The following is a 13,356-nucleotide window of genomic DNA, read 5'->3' as shown; positions in this document are numbered from 1 at the left end:
GTCAACGGTAGGTATGTACGACGACATCTTGATTCCAACCGACGGGAGCCGGGGTGCGGAAGCCGCACTCGAACACGCCATCGATATTGCGACGCGGTGGGAGGCGACTCTCCACGCCCTGTACGTCGTCGACTTTCGAGTCGCACGCTCGGGACCGTTACGGGAAGCGCTCCGGGACGAGGGGCGTGAGGCACTGCGAGACGTCGAGGTGACGGGAACGCAAGCGGGACTCTCCGTCGTGACCGAGATTGCGGAGGGGAATCCGCACGAAGAGATACTGGAGTACGTCTCCGAACGCGGCATCGACGTCCTCGTCGTCGGCTCCCACGGACGGTCGGGCATCGACCGTCTCGTCGTGGGAAGCGTCGCCGAACGAGTGGTTCGACTCTCACCCGTTCCCGTCCTCACCGTTCCCGCGGGTGACCGCGACTGAACTTCGGGCGGGCGTCGGACCTCTCTGGGAGTGTTACGAGAGAGGTGGATCGGATTCTCGGTACTCTCCCGACGCCTGACTCGGACGAATCGGCCGCCTCGCGTGTGATAGTGGTGACCGTCTCGGTGATCACATCACATCCCACCTTGCTGACGTGGGCGTGCATCAGGGTAGAAGGTATCGATGTCGATACCGGCGGAGAACCCGAGGTAGTTCTCTCAGATGCGCAGCGTCGCAGGGCCACGCTTCCCTCGTCGAACACGACCGTGTCGAGGCTATACCGAGCGGTACAGACGGCCGCTGAGGAGCCCGCCGGTCCGCCACCGACGACGACGTCGTGATTCGTCGGTTGCTCAGAGGTTCCCATCGAGGATGTCTGCGACGCGCTGACGGTCGAACAACTGTTTTTCCTCGGAGACGTCCAACGGCGCGTCTAAGTCGAGTTCGCCGAACTCCTCGGGATAGAACAGCCGTGCGGTCAGTTCGGTCTGGAACGCGTTGACGAGCGGCCCCTGTTCCGCGGTCGGACCGGGGAGGACGCGTCCCTCCTGAACCGCGGTGAGTTGGCTCCCGACGTCGTCGTTCTCCATCGGCGCGACGAACTTCTCGCGGAACTGTTCGGCGTCGAACGCGCCGTCGCCGCCGAAGGTCACCGACCCCGTGGTGATGCCCCAGTGGACGAGGATGAGGTCCGGGTCCACTTCCAGCAACGTCTCGTAGTCGGTCAGTCCGTACTGTCCGGTCTCGACGCCCGCGAAGGCGTCCGCTTCGACCAACCCGAGGTCGCGGTAGGGCTTCATCTCGTATCCGTTGTCCTCGAGATAGAGCACGTAGAACTCGCCGCTTTCGGGAGAGGAGCCGCTATTTATCAGGCCTATCGACGGCGTCTCGGGGTCGTCCGGAATCCGTGACTGGAGTTCGGACTGGAGGTCCTCGTGGAGGTCGAGCCAGGCCTCCACCCGGGTCCGTTCGTCCAGGACCGCTCCGACCTTCTCGAACGCCTCCAGCATCGACGGAGCCCGTTCGGGGTACCCCACCTCCTGCTGCCACTCGTTACGGAAGCGGCGGTTCATACACCCGAAAAAGGGGGCGACGTTCGACTCGATCTCCTCGACGTCAGCGTCCTCCCAGTTGTCGTCCCACGCCTGGATCAGATTCGGGTCGATGAGGAACGCGTCTGGGTCGTGCTCGTAGAACACTTCTTTGGGCATCCCGCCGTCTTGCCACAGCGGTGGCCAGTTCATGTCGTAGTCGATGTCGAACCTGTCGTAGAAGAGCGTGGGCCCACTCAGTCTGTCTGTCTGCAGTTTCTCCGCCTGTCCGAGCGAGACTACCATGTCCGCCCACGCCATCGAGTAAGTCGTGACCGACTCCGGAACGGACTCGAATTCCACCTCGCCGACGGGGAACATCTCGACCGTGTAACTGCCCTGCTCCGTCTGCGTTCCCGTCTCGGTGACCGCTGCGGTGTCGGTACTCGCCGCCGTCGGCGTCCCTCCGGTATCGGGCTGGCCTGTACAGCCCGCAAGCAATCCTCCGCCGATGAACGCTCCCCCGTACTTCACGTACTCCCGCCGCGTCGGGGCCTCGTGTGCTAGATCGTCGTCTGACACCAGATTTTAGGTCCACCTAATCCAATAAAACGGTTCTGATTTCGGCCGACCTAAAGCTCGACGAATTGTGCTTTGGGGGCGACATATCGGCCGTTCACGAGACGCCGGCCGACGACGTCGGGACCACCGGTTGTCCGTCGGCGTCGCTCATCAGGTCGCGTCGACTCGCCCGTCGCCAGTGCCCGTAACGGTGGATAGCCGCCGGGAGCGGAGACGTGACCGAGCGGGGAACTCACGAACGACCGGGCTCACTCGCTTCGAGAACGGGTCGGGCGGGTCGAGGAGTGAGTCGTCGGTTTCCTCGACCGATACACTCGCTCGTGGCGGACGTCAGCCGGGCCGCTTTACGACGAGAACTGGAACGTCGACCGTCCGAAGCACGGTGGAAGCGACACTACCGAGAAGCTGACGCCGAAGGCCCGACCGGCCGTGCGAACCCATCACGACGAGATCGATCTCGTTTTCCTCGACGTACTCGCGGACACCGGGGGCGACCCCTTCGTACGCCCTCGTCCGTTCGACGGCAGTCGTCACAGTCAACTCCGCTGCGGCGTTCGCGATTTCGTCCGCAACGCTGTCGACGGCTTCTCGGCCTCTCTCGTCGAGTCGTTCGACGAACTCCCTTTCGAGGCCTCCCGCGTTGAATACGCCTCCCGCGGTCTGGAGATCCACGACGTTCAAAACGTGGACCTCCGAGCGATACCGCTGGGCGATCGCTACTCCGTGGGGAGTCGCCACGTCGGCGTTTTCGCTCCCGTCGGTCGTGAGGAGGACTCGCGAGTAACCGGACTCCGTCCCGGCGTCGTCTCCGCCCGGAACGACGAGTACGGGCACGTCGCTTCGATGGAGGACCCGTTCGGTAACGCCGCCGAGGAGACGCCGACCGAGCCCGGTCACCCCCTGTCTCCCGACGACGATCAGGTCTGCGCCCCGCTCGTCCGCGTACTCGCTGATCCGGACGGCGGGCTTGCCTTCGGTCAGATTCGTGCGAACGGGGTAGCCCAGTTCGGACGCGAGTTCTTCGACGTCTGCGAGGGCTTCCTCTCCTCGTTCTCGGAACCGAGTTTTCTCTGCGGAGGTCTCCGTGAGTCGGAGCGCCTTCCGTTCGACGACGGAGAGAACAGTAGCGGTCGCATCGAACATCTGAGCCAGTTGAAGGCCACGTCGTGCTGCTCGCCTCGCTTCGTCGCTCCCGTCGACAGCAATCACGATGCGGTCGTACATCCCGAAGAGAGCTGTTTGCCTGCGACCATCTTCATCGTTTGGGGCCGTTTCCGACTCTCGACGTTGGCCGGAACGAGTTCGGTCTCGCGATTCGAGGGCCGCACGGCAGAACCGAGTTCAGCAGGTCCGTCACGGGAGATGGCAGCGTCAGGGTCGCCCGAACGTCCCCAGTCTCGGTGCCGTGGGCTCGCGAACCCGAATCGGTCGGTCCTTCGATTCCCGAACGGAGCGCTCGATTGCGGACCCACAGGTCCGATTGCGGTCGGCGCGCGGAGCCACAGTTTTTGCGTTCCAACTAGAACTGCCTGTATGGAGGATGTCCGCTCGGTACGGATGAGCGAGGAGGAACGGAACGAATTTTTGGACCACGGTGGAACGGGTACGATATCGGTCGATACTCCGAGCGGCGAACCGCCGTACTCCCGTCCGGTGTCGTACGGGTACGACCCGGAGACTGGAAACTTCTACTTCCGATTCGCAGTCGGTCCCGACGACGCTGGAAAGACGGACGTCGTGGACGACGACGTGATGGTTTCGTTCGTCACGCACGACCGGACGGACGCCGGTTGGCGGAGCGTCGTCGCCACGGGAAGGTTAGAAGAGATCACGAAATCGGCGCTCGACTCGGCCGTCGCCGATGCGATGGAGCGAGTGGCCATCCCGTTCGTGGACGTGTACGACAGCCATCCGCTCACGCTGGAGTTCCGGTTCTTCCGACTCTCGCCCGACGACGTCGCCGGGAAACGGGAGGCCGAGGCTGGGGACTGAGCGGTGCGACCGGGACGGCTTCGACGGCAGCGCGCGATTTCTACGGGGACCGACGCAGCTATCCGGGACTGCGACGCGGAAACTACGGCGAGCGCTCGCCAAGATGACTAAGAAGCACCGCGTTCGCGTCTCTACTCCGCACGAAAGCAACCGTTTCGACGCTGCTGGACTCGACGTCGGCACGCGTCTGGGCAGAACTACGGCGACCCGCGCTGTTGGAGTACGTCGCCGCGCCGTCGGTTGCGTTCGAACGCCGGTCGGAGTCGGGTCGCCTCGCGGTGCGTCGCTCCGTCTCGACCATCACCGAGGGGCACCGCATCGCGGGCACATCGGCGGTCCCTCCGCCGGCAGGGCGAGCCCACAGTTCGGACACTCGCCGTCGCCGTCGGGCGACGCGATCTCGTCCGCGACACCGGCCGTCTCCGCCCGAACTGCCTCGACGGTCCCGACTCCATCGGGCACTCCGGTGGTCCGTTCGCCGGTCTGCAGACGCCGGAGGAAACGCACCCGGTCGGTCAGAAACGCCGGTGCCTCGTCGTCTTCGAACGCACCCGGGTCGAGTTCGGAGACCGGTTCGACGGCCGTCCCGTCCCGAACGAGCAAGGCGAGAGCCTCCGCGGCGCGCCCCCGGACGTACGGGCTCTCGTTCTCGTCCGTCAGTCGCGACCGGAACGCCGCCTCGGATTCGGAGAGCCTCTCGGGGTGTTCACATCCCACTACCACCAGCGCCGTACAGAGGTGGTAGCGGACGAGTTCTCGGTCGTCGTCGAGGTGGTCGGCCAGCGAGGCGACCTGGTGTCGGAGCCGACTCGGGTCGCCCAGTGCGACGCACGCCAGCGCCTTCGCCAACTTCTCTCTCACCTCCGGTTCGTCGAACGACAGTCCGACCCGCAACTCCGCCAGCGTCCCCGGGTCGCTGACTTCCTCGGGACGGTCGAGCGCCACGTACCCGAGCGCTTCGGCACACCGGGCGCGGACGTAGTAGAACTCCCCTTCGTCACCGAGTCGGTCGGCGAGCGACGGAACCGCGGGGACGACGGCGTTCGGCGTCGCCTCCGCGACAGCGACGAACAGTTTCGCGGCCGTCAACCGAATCGACCGTTCCTCGTCGTCGAGAAACGACGTCAGCGCCGCACAGACCTCCCCGACGAGTACGGGGCGGTCCTCGGCCACCGCTCGGAGTGACCGCACCGTCGCCTTCCGGTCCTCCGCCGTCGCCGACTGTACCGTCTCGAGACGTTCGAGAGCCTCGTCTCGGGCGTCACGCTCCAAGAGGTCGACGACGCGGTCTGCCGACGCGGAACGGGTCGAGTCGTCCATAGAGTGGTCCCTTACCGAAACGGACCGTTCGACGGTATTAAAAATGCGTCCCTGACGGGAGCGGTGGTCCGGGTCGTTTCGCCGTCCGACGCATCACCTCGAAGGACACGAACGAGAAGTGGCGCGACGAACCACCGGAGGAACCGAGAATCGCCGAGAGAGTGCCGTGAGATGGTGAGCCCGACTTCGAGTGCGGGAGAAAGATGGACCGGCGAGAGCGGATACCGGGACGACGGCGGTTACCGATGCACCAATCCCAGTACGCGGCTTCGGACATCGTCGGCGGAGTCGTACGTTTGGTTATCGGTCGGGGCGAGCACCTCTTCGAGGGACATCGTCCCACCCTGGGCTTCGATCTCGTAGTCGCCATAGGCCTCGACCAATTCGTCCGTCGTGGTTGGATAGTCTTGGGCTGCGAGCGCCCCATCGAGGTCACCGAGCCGCCCACCGGGGTCACCGCTCATCGCTCGTTCTTCCTGGGCGCGGTCGCGAACGTCCTCTCGCTTCCGTTCTGGCTGTTGTCGCTGTTCGTCGTCTGCGGTCTCGTCTCGGTCCCGTGTGTCGTCCGGCATGCTCTGAGATAGGCACCCGATTCGGATAACTGTGTGGACGCTCGTCGGTGTGGCCCTCGATATCGGAGCGTTCGTCGGGAACCTGGACGACGTACCGGTGTCATAGACCGCGCAGTATAGAACGTCGAAGCACGGAGTCGATGACCTCACGAACGAGATTGACCTCCTCGTTCACGCAACGGCTGACGCTACCGCACAGAGCCGAGGGGCGTTGTCCCACATTTCGGTGTACTGTCGATTCGGAAGCGGCGACAACCGGGGCACCGTTAGGAGAGCGCTCGTTCACAGTATCACCGTGAACGGTGCGGGGAGCCAAGTGACTCGGTTAATCAAAAACACCTCGAGTAGTAAAACGCTGTCAATTGAGGTAACCGGGGAACGTCGGTGTACCTGTCCTATGGAGATAAGTGACGTACTCGCATTTCTCGAAGACGAACTCACGTTTCCGATCCACCAAGACTCGGTCATCAGGCAGGTCGGAGCGGTCGATATCGAGGCTCCAGACGCTCAGGAAACTGAGACGGTCTCTACGATCATCGGACCCGTCGGGCAGGAGACGTACGCGTCGGCCGACGAGTTGTTCACGACCATCATCGGTAATCTAAGCGACGAGTACATCGGGCGCAAATTCTACGACGACCGGGGTGCTAACCTCTCCGGAGCATCGGGAGGGCCCACGGACGAAACCGACATTTCGTTCTGAGGAGTTCGCCGTCGCTACCCAAGTGAGTGCTCGTTCCCGACCGCGAACGGTCGTGATACGCTCGGCGGATGCGCACACGTGACGGTTGAAAAGCCGCGGGCCTGTGAGCGTTCGGAGCCCTGACGGGACTCTACTCTGAGTAGGCGAGTCCGTATGCCGCCGTTTGTGTACCCCACATAATTAAAAACCGAACGAGAGTGAAAATGTCGGCTCTTGATGCTGTTATGGACGGAACCCGGAACACATGCACGCTCCGATCACGCTACAGATCTCTGCTCTCGGATTCTGGATTGTCGGCCTGTTCGTACTGGTGCTGGCAGTGGTGACGGTCTGGCAGATGGTGCGGTTCGTGGACGCCTACGACAAACAGGCGCTCACCGTGTTCGGCGAGTATCGCGGCTTGCTCGAACCGGGTATCAACTTCGTCCCTCCGTTCGTCTCGCGCACGTACACGTTCGACATGCGTACTCAGACGATGGACGTGCCTCGTCAGGAGGCGATCACGCGTGACAACTCCCCCGTGACAGCGGATGCTGTCGTCTATCTCCGTGTGATGGACGCGAAGAAGGCGTTTCTGGAGGTCGAAGACTACAAGACGGCGGTATCGAACCTCGCCCAGACCACGCTCCGGGCGGTCCTCGGCGACATGGAACTGGACGACACGCTGAACAAGCGGCAGGAGATCAACGCTCGCATTCGAAAGGAACTGGACGAACCGACCGACGAATGGGGAATTCGCGTCGAGTCGGTCGAGGTCCGAGAGGTCAACCCAAGTCAGGAGGTTCAGCACGCGATGGAACAGCAAACCGGCGCGGAGCGGAGACGCCGGGCGACGATCCTCGAAGCACAGGGCGAACGCCGGAGTGCAGTCGAGAAGGCCGAAGGGGACAAGCAGTCGAACATCATCAGAGCGCAGGGCGAAAAGCAGAGTCAGATCCTCGAAGCACAGGGTGACGCCATCTCGACGGTCCTGCGCGCCAAGTCCGCCGAGTCGATGGGCGAACGCGCCATCATCGACAAAGGAATGGACACGCTCGAAGCGATCGGGCAGGGCGAGTCGACGACGTTCGTCATCCCCCAGGAACTCACCTCGCTGGTGGGTCGCTACGGCAAGCACCTCGCGGGCAGTGACGTGGCGGCCAACGGACACCAGTTAGACAGCCTGCAATTCGACGCCGAAACGCGCGAACTCATCGGTCTAGACGACATCAAGGAGATTCTCGGCGAGATAGAGAAGGCCGCCGAGATGGACGTCGCAGGGCTGGAACAGCAGGCCAAGGCGGTCAAGAACGGTGACCCGAACGTCGAGAGCGCCGACGAAGCCGTCGAGGACGACCCTGCCACGGAACCGGAAGAACAAACGTCGGTTTCGTCGTAGACCGGCGTACTCCCGCGAATCGCTGCTGTCTCCGTCCGACCCGTCGCGACCCCGGATTCCACGATACCGCCGAGACGGAGAGCCGACCGTCTCAGCGAAGTCCCGCACTGACTTACAACAGGCCTTCTCGAGGGGCTTCCCGATTCAACGGCGCGCACCTCTCGGCAGTGGCTCTCGCAGGACCACTCATCGCGGCCGAGCGTCTCTCATCCGACCAGCCCCAGCAGTCCCAGCACCCACCGTCCGACCTCCGAGGCAGCGAACACCGCTCCTTCCGGCCGCGAGAGCTTTCGGCCCGTCCACAGCGCCGCGACCACGACCCCAGCGACGACGATGAGCCATGCGACGGACTCGAGCGCGACTGACCCGAAGGACACCGGCTGGATGACCGCTGCCCGTGCCAGCGTGGAGGCCGTCTCCACCATCAGGTCGCCGCTCACCAAGACCACGGCGAGCCCCAGCACCAGCAGGACCGCATCGCGTCCGCGGAACGTCACACGTTCGGTCAGCGCTGTCGGTATCCCCCCTCTCACGGAACTGGGAACCGTGTCCGGGGGGTCATCACCGGTCCGGAGCAGGTACGCCGTGTAGGCGACGAACGAGACGAGGAGCACGGCACCTTCGACACGGACCACCGTTCGGTCGAACATGACTGCGGCACCGACGAGCGTGCTCGCGACCAGAACCACTCCGTCACGGTGGACCAGCGACCGCTCGATCGGAATGACCCGAACCAGCGAGACGACGCCGAGTATGAACGCGAGATTGTAGATGTTCGACCCGACGACGTTGCCGACCGCGATCGCCCCCAGACCGGCCAGTGCCGCGTCGGCGGTGACCACCAGTTCCGGAGTGGAGGTGCCGGCGGCGACGACGGTGAGGCCGATAGTGAGCTCCGACAGCCCGAGCCGACGGGCCAGCCTGATCACGGAATCGACGAGGAGACGGGCCCCGATCCAGAGCCCCGCGACTGTCGCAACGAGAATTCCGATCTGGACAGCAGCTCCGTCGCTCACCATCGCGAGCACTTAATAACGCCCACGGATGGCCGCAAAAACCACTCATCGAGTGGGTCGTGAAGCCGCCGTGAAAGAACGCCTCGTTCTCACGTATCGTGGTCACCGTTCGGTGAGAACCTCTCAACGAAAGCACCGCCACTGACCCGACCGACGAGACCCGTAGTCGCGTCAGCGCCGGTTCGCCTCCCCACAGAACGGCAGTCGTTGCTCGGGGATGACGAGGAATCTCGCTGGGAGAACCCATCCCGAGACGAATCCGGAAAGGAACGGTACGACGGAGGCTCCGGTAGCGAGCGCTATCGTCGGTCGAACGTAGCGGCGTACCGTCTGACCGTCGATTTCAGTTCCGGCCAATACGAGGAGGAGAACGAGCGACGCAAGGGCTGTCAGCCGATCGGGAATCGGGACGACGATAGCCGTGACGTTCGGGGCGGCGAAACCGAGAATCGATGGGCCGAGCACCAACCCGTTGAGGAGTTCACCGACGACCGGCGCAAGCCCGAGTCTGTCGGCGACCGCTCCGATGTGTGCGCAACGGCCAAGACGAGAGTCAGCCCGGCGAGAAACGTGAGTAACAAGCTCGACTCAACGACCATGGGTATTCACGCTCCGTAGGTCAGTCAGTCGCACGTTCGTCTTCGTCGTCTCTCGTCCTTCGATAGTCTTCGAACCCTACGTCAGTGAAAGTCGTCACTCGCCCGTCCTCCTCGCTGAGTGTGATGGCTGCGACCACTTCCTTGCGGGTCGCGGTTTCCAGCGCGCTCATATGGCGGGTGCCCATCCATCCCGCATAGGGAAGTTCGTCGCCCCGTGCTCGTTCGGCTGTCGGTAGCTGGTCGACCCTGACCATCTCCTCTTGAATCGTCCCGTCGTTGTGGATGACGACTGCGCCGTCGCAGGAAAAGGCAACTCCTCGTGCCGTCTCGAGGAGTGCATCGGTTTCATCAAACACGCTCGCACAGTCCTCGACCGGCCAGCGGTTCGTCCCCATCGGGTCCGTGAACTCGGCTACCGACTCACGCTCGACGACGAAATAGAGACCCGGCCCCCGGGCGTAGGGGTCATCCCATCGCTCGAACCCGTGACTGATTTCCTTGACGCAGCTCTCTATCCTATCGAGCACCGCGATACCGTCCGACGATTCGCGTTCCGAGGTCTGTGTGCTCACATTCTCAACGAAGTCGGTCATTTGATGGTAAGTCGGGGAGTCAGGTGGATAGCATCCCCGGATTTCATACCGGGTTGGGTATTGATTATCCGGGTGAAGAATACCGAGGTGTTTGCGTCGTCGACGGTGAGCGACGTGGAGTGACGTGACCCCTGTTCCCTCCGGCCGCTAGCGAATGTATTCCGTCGCCAGCGTGTGGTATTGCCCGCGCTGTCGGCGGCGGGATTCTCTTCCGGTTCGAAATCGATGCGCGCGACCACCCGACACCGGGACAGATCGGAGCTTACCGCTAGGTTCGACGCACGAATTCGTCGAGTTCCGCTTCGACGAGTGTCGCGACGCGCTCGCTGTATCGCCAGAGCGCTGCGTTGAGTCGCTCTTCGGTCTCGTCGTCTAAATCGTCTCCCCCACGGAGGACGGAGTCCTTCGTGATCTGTGGATGGTAGACACAGACGACGCCGAGCGGGCTATCCGAACTCGAGGTCCCCGCCGCGTGGATTCCGTACTGGTCGGTCCCCCAGACACCGTCGCCGCCTCGGCGCTCCAGTTCGGAATCGAGCGCATCGAGTAGCCGTATCTCTTCAGGAGAGAGGATCGGATCGTCACCTTCGAACAGTTCAGAGTACGCCTTTATCCGGGCACTTCTCGTCCACTGGTCCAACTGGGAACGCGCCCGTAGTACGAGCTGTCGTTCGTCTGGAAACTCGGCCATACTTCTAGCACGACGGCCAGATGAATCAACGTTCGTACGACACCTCCAGTCGGAGGTGGTGACGTCGGCGCGGTATCTCGGGCAGAACGGTTCGTCTCACACGCGGACGCCCCAGAAGAACGCGATTCCGAGGACGGTGACAATCGAGAGGAGGAACTGTAACGGCGCGCCGACCCGAATGAAGTCGGAAAACGTGTACCCGCCCGGCCCGTAGACGAAGAGATTCGTCTGGTAGCCGACGGGCGTCATGAACGCCGTCGAGGCGGCGAACGTGACCGCCAGAACGAACGCGAACGCGTTCGCCCCGATCGACTGGGCGGCGTTGGCAGCCACCGGAATCATGAGGACGACGCTCGCGTTGTTGCTGATGACGCTCGTCAACAGCCCGGTCGCGAGATAGAACACCCACAGGACGCCGATCGCTGGCAAGAACGTCGCAGTCGAAGCCACGGCGTTGCCCAGCAGCGCTGCCGCCCCGGTCTGCTGCAGCGCAATGCCGAGAGGGATGACGCCGGCGAGCAGGAAGATCACGTTCCATTCGACGGACGAGTAGAGTTCTGTCGGCTTGAGCACGCCGGTGAAGACCATCGCCACGACGCCGGCAAGTGCCGAGACGACGATCGGGAGAATGTTCAACGCCGGCAGTGCGACCACGCCAGCAATGATTCCAACCGCGAACGGAATCTTCTCGCTCCGGTAGGTCACCTCGTCGAACTCGTGGGCGACGATGAAGTCCTCGTTCTCGACGAGACGGGTGAGGCTATCGGGCGGTGCCTGCACGAGGAGAGTGTCACCGACCCTGATACGGATGTCCTCGAATCGGTCTCGGACGACGTCGCCACGTGTTCGAAACGCGAGGACGTTCGCGTCGTAGCGCTGGCGGAACGTCGAACTCGTCAGCGTCTCCCCGACGAGGAACGATCCCGACGGGACGACGACCTCGACGAGGACTGGTTCCTCCTCGTCCGGGTGAAGGTCGTCTTCGGTTTGGGGATTTCCCGACAGTGTGAGCCCTTCCGCATCCATGATGTACTCCAGTGTCTCTCGGTTCGTCCTGAGTCGGAGCGTATCGTTTTCGCGAATCTCTTTCCGAGCGAGCGGTTCGTCGAACCGCTCGCCGTAGCGAATCAGCTGTAACACGTCGATATCGAGGTCGTCCTCGCCGAGCGCCTCCCGGACGGTCTGGCCGATCAGTGGTGAGTTCGCCGGGACGACAACGTCCGCGAGGTACTCCTGGAGCGCGTACTCCTCGACGAGGTCCTCGTCAGCGGGAATCCGTTCGGGGAGCAGTCGGACGCCGACCGTCATGAGGTACACCGCGCCGACCGCAAAGACGATCACACCGAGTTTGGTGAACTCGAACATCCCGAAGGCTTGTAATCCGAGCTCGGGCGACTCGGCCCCGAGCTGGGCCGCGATGTCGCTCGCGAGGATGTTCGTCGAGGTCCCGATGAGCGTGAGCGTCCCCCCGAGCATCGACGCGAACGACAGCGGCATCAGCAGCTTCGAGGGAGAGGTGTTCCCCTCGTGTGCGAGGTCGGCGATCACGGGCACCAGAATCGCGACGACCGGCGTGTTGTTGACGAACCCCGAGACCGGGCCAGTGACCCCGATCGTCGCGGCGAGTTGCTTTCGCCGATCCGTTCCCGCGAACGCAGCCATCTTCCGGCCAATCAGTTGGACGATGCCGGTTCGGTTGATTCCCGTGCTCAGGATGAGCATCGCCAGGACCGTGATCGTCGCTGGATTCGCGAATCCGGAGATTCCCTCCCGCGGGGAGATCTGTGTCCACGGCCCGAGCACCATCAACAGCACCATGATCAAAATGGCGGTGACGTCGATAGGGAACCATTCGGTCGCAAAGAGCACGAGTGCGAGGAGAATGAGGGCGAAGACGACGAGCATCTCGGCCGTTACGGGCGTGGAAGCCAAGCCCTGAACGACCAGCGTTGGTGAAAAGAACGCCATACCGAACGGAGGCGCTTTGGAGGGAAAAGAACTGGTTTCCCACGCGGGCACCTGCATCTCTTTCAGGTGTCCGTGTTCCCGGACACCGGAGACTACTGGGAGTGTGTGAGTGGTGTTCCCTACTCGTCGTCCATCTTCCGTAGTGCCGAGACTTCTCGAATCACGTGCCGTTCGATTCGGGTGTCGGCTACAGCCTCAACCTGCAGGACGTACCCTTCGCGCCGATTTGGTCGCCCCCTTTGGGAACTCTGGCGGGGCGACTGAAGAAGAGAATGTGAGAGAAAGACGACGCTCAGAGAACGCGATTGCACACATCGATGACCACTTTGGAACCGAGCTGAAGAACCCGTCTTCGATTCGTTGAGCCGCCGTCTAGAGGTCGCAGAGAACCCTCAGCGGAGGAATTCGTGTCACGAGGTCGACTATGAATATGTGCGTTCCGCACGATTTCGTACTAATCGTGCGGGACAGTACTGTT

Annotated in this window: 14 protein-coding genes; 4 read left to right on the top strand and 10 right to left on the bottom strand. The window is 63.0% G+C overall.

Features of this window, described 5'->3' with window-relative positions:
• Positions 1-13: 13 nt before the first annotated feature.
• Positions 14-433 (top strand): universal stress protein, encoded by a 420-nt coding sequence (locus BM310_RS15575; RefSeq protein WP_089809437.1) that lies wholly within the window; start codon positions 14-16, stop codon positions 431-433.
• On the opposite strand, the gene BM310_RS21765 is transcribed toward BM310_RS15575, so the two are convergent.
• From BM310_RS21765 to BM310_RS15565, 3 genes are all read right to left on the bottom strand, one after another.
• Positions 405-800, bottom strand: coding sequence for an FAD-dependent oxidoreductase (locus BM310_RS21765; protein ID WP_394328067.1), 396 nt, complete (start codon positions 798-800; stop codon positions 405-407). The genes BM310_RS15575 and BM310_RS21765 overlap by 29 nt on opposite strands.
• Complete coding sequence (locus BM310_RS15570) at positions 787-2,046, bottom strand: ABC transporter substrate-binding protein (RefSeq protein ID WP_089809435.1); 1,260 nt, start codon at positions 2,044-2,046, stop codon at positions 787-789. Before BM310_RS15570 ends, BM310_RS21765 begins: the two co-directional genes overlap by 14 nt.
• A 330-nt stretch (positions 2,047-2,376) precedes the next feature.
• A complete protein-coding gene (locus tag BM310_RS15565; protein WP_089809432.1) occupies positions 2,377-3,270 on the bottom strand; it encodes a universal stress protein in 894 nt (297 codons plus the stop codon).
• Positions 3,271-3,579: 309 nt separating this feature from the next.
• Between BM310_RS15565 and BM310_RS15560 the strand changes: the two genes are divergently transcribed.
• Complete coding sequence (locus BM310_RS15560; RefSeq protein ID WP_089809430.1) at positions 3,580-4,038, top strand: pyridoxamine 5'-phosphate oxidase family protein; 459 nt, start codon at positions 3,580-3,582, stop codon at positions 4,036-4,038.
• Between the two features lie 300 nt (positions 4,039-4,338).
• Here BM310_RS15560 and BM310_RS15555 read toward each other — a convergent pair whose 3' ends face one another.
• Positions 4,339-5,358: a HEAT repeat domain-containing protein gene (locus BM310_RS15555; protein ID WP_089809428.1), complete on the bottom strand. Its 1,020-nt coding sequence runs from the start codon at positions 5,356-5,358 to the stop codon at positions 4,339-4,341.
• Positions 5,359-5,597: 239 nt separating this feature from the next.
• Positions 5,598-5,930 carry a DUF5789 family protein gene (locus tag BM310_RS15550; RefSeq protein WP_089809427.1) on the bottom strand — a complete coding sequence of 111 codons (333 nt, stop codon included), beginning with the start codon at positions 5,928-5,930 and terminating at the stop codon, positions 5,598-5,600.
• A gap of 397 nt (positions 5,931-6,327) precedes the next feature.
• On the opposite strand from BM310_RS15550, the gene BM310_RS15545 reads away from it, so the two are divergent.
• Both BM310_RS15545 and BM310_RS15540 read left to right on the top strand, forming a co-directional pair.
• Complete coding sequence (locus BM310_RS15545) at positions 6,328-6,633, top strand: DUF5789 family protein (RefSeq protein ID WP_089809425.1); 306 nt, start codon at positions 6,328-6,330, stop codon at positions 6,631-6,633.
• Positions 6,634-6,877: 244 nt separating this feature from the next.
• Positions 6,878-8,011: an SPFH domain-containing protein gene (locus BM310_RS15540; protein WP_089809423.1), complete on the top strand. Its 1,134-nt coding sequence runs from the start codon at positions 6,878-6,880 to the stop codon at positions 8,009-8,011.
• 206 nt (positions 8,012-8,217) lie between these two features.
• Here the strand turns inward: BM310_RS15540 and BM310_RS15535 are convergent, their stop codons facing one another.
• The 5 genes from BM310_RS15535 to BM310_RS15515 all read right to left on the bottom strand — a co-directional run bounded on the left by BM310_RS15535 (position 8,218) and on the right by BM310_RS15515 (position 12,815).
• On the bottom strand, positions 8,218-9,030 hold the full coding sequence (locus BM310_RS15535) for a sodium:calcium antiporter (RefSeq protein WP_089809909.1): 813 nt from the start codon (positions 9,028-9,030) through the stop codon (positions 8,218-8,220).
• Between the two features lie 168 nt (positions 9,031-9,198).
• Positions 9,199-9,492 carry a hypothetical protein gene (locus tag BM310_RS15530; RefSeq protein WP_245778515.1) on the bottom strand — a complete coding sequence of 98 codons (294 nt, stop codon included), beginning with the start codon at positions 9,490-9,492 and terminating at the stop codon, positions 9,199-9,201.
• A gap of 154 nt (positions 9,493-9,646) precedes the next feature.
• On the bottom strand, positions 9,647-10,219 hold the full coding sequence (locus BM310_RS15525; protein ID WP_089809421.1) for a diadenylate cyclase: 573 nt from the start codon (positions 10,217-10,219) through the stop codon (positions 9,647-9,649).
• 268 nt (positions 10,220-10,487) lie between these two features.
• On the bottom strand, positions 10,488-10,910 hold the full coding sequence (locus BM310_RS15520) for a DUF7539 family protein (protein ID WP_089809419.1): 423 nt from the start codon (positions 10,908-10,910) through the stop codon (positions 10,488-10,490).
• A 96-nt stretch (positions 10,911-11,006) separates the two neighbouring features.
• Positions 11,007-12,815 (bottom strand): SLC13 family permease, encoded by a 1,809-nt coding sequence (locus BM310_RS15515; protein ID WP_089809417.1) that lies wholly within the window; start codon positions 12,813-12,815, stop codon positions 11,007-11,009.
• Between the last annotated feature and the right edge of the window lie 541 nt (positions 12,816-13,356).

Origin of the sequence: Halogeometricum rufum, assembly GCF_900112175.1 — an archaeon.
Classification (GTDB): domain Archaea; phylum Halobacteriota; class Halobacteria; order Halobacteriales; family Haloferacaceae; genus Halogeometricum; species Halogeometricum rufum.
This window is presented reverse-complemented; position numbering and strand designations above follow the sequence as displayed.

Excerpts from the sequence above, each read along its gene's own strand:
- BM310_RS15515 (WP_089809417.1), bottom strand. The coding sequence starts at position 12,815 with ATGCTCGTCGTCTTCGCCCTCATTCTCCTCGCACTCGTGCTCTTTGCG.
- BM310_RS21765 (WP_394328067.1), bottom strand. The coding sequence starts at position 800 with ATGGGAACCTCTGAGCAACCGACGAATCACGACGTCGTCGTCGGTGGC.
- BM310_RS15545 (WP_089809425.1), top strand. The coding sequence starts at position 6,328 with ATGGAGATAAGTGACGTACTCGCATTTCTCGAAGACGAACTCACGTTT.
- BM310_RS15550 (WP_089809427.1), bottom strand. The coding sequence starts at position 5,930 with ATGCCGGACGACACACGGGACCGAGACGAGACCGCAGACGACGAACAG.
- BM310_RS15520 (WP_089809419.1), bottom strand. The coding sequence starts at position 10,910 with ATGGCCGAGTTTCCAGACGAACGACAGCTCGTACTACGGGCGCGTTCC.
- BM310_RS15560 (WP_089809430.1), top strand. The coding sequence starts at position 3,580 with ATGGAGGATGTCCGCTCGGTACGGATGAGCGAGGAGGAACGGAACGAA.
- BM310_RS15575 (WP_089809437.1), top strand. The coding sequence starts at position 14 with ATGTACGACGACATCTTGATTCCAACCGACGGGAGCCGGGGTGCGGAA.
- BM310_RS15525 (WP_089809421.1), bottom strand. The coding sequence starts at position 10,219 with ATGACCGACTTCGTTGAGAATGTGAGCACACAGACCTCGGAACGCGAA.
- BM310_RS15555 (WP_089809428.1), bottom strand. The coding sequence starts at position 5,358 with ATGGACGACTCGACCCGTTCCGCGTCGGCAGACCGCGTCGTCGACCTC.
- BM310_RS15535 (WP_089809909.1), bottom strand. The coding sequence starts at position 9,030 with ATGGTGAGCGACGGAGCTGCTGTCCAGATCGGAATTCTCGTTGCGACA.
- BM310_RS15565 (WP_089809432.1), bottom strand. The coding sequence starts at position 3,270 with ATGTACGACCGCATCGTGATTGCTGTCGACGGGAGCGACGAAGCGAGG.
- BM310_RS15540 (WP_089809423.1), top strand. The coding sequence starts at position 6,878 with ATGCACGCTCCGATCACGCTACAGATCTCTGCTCTCGGATTCTGGATT.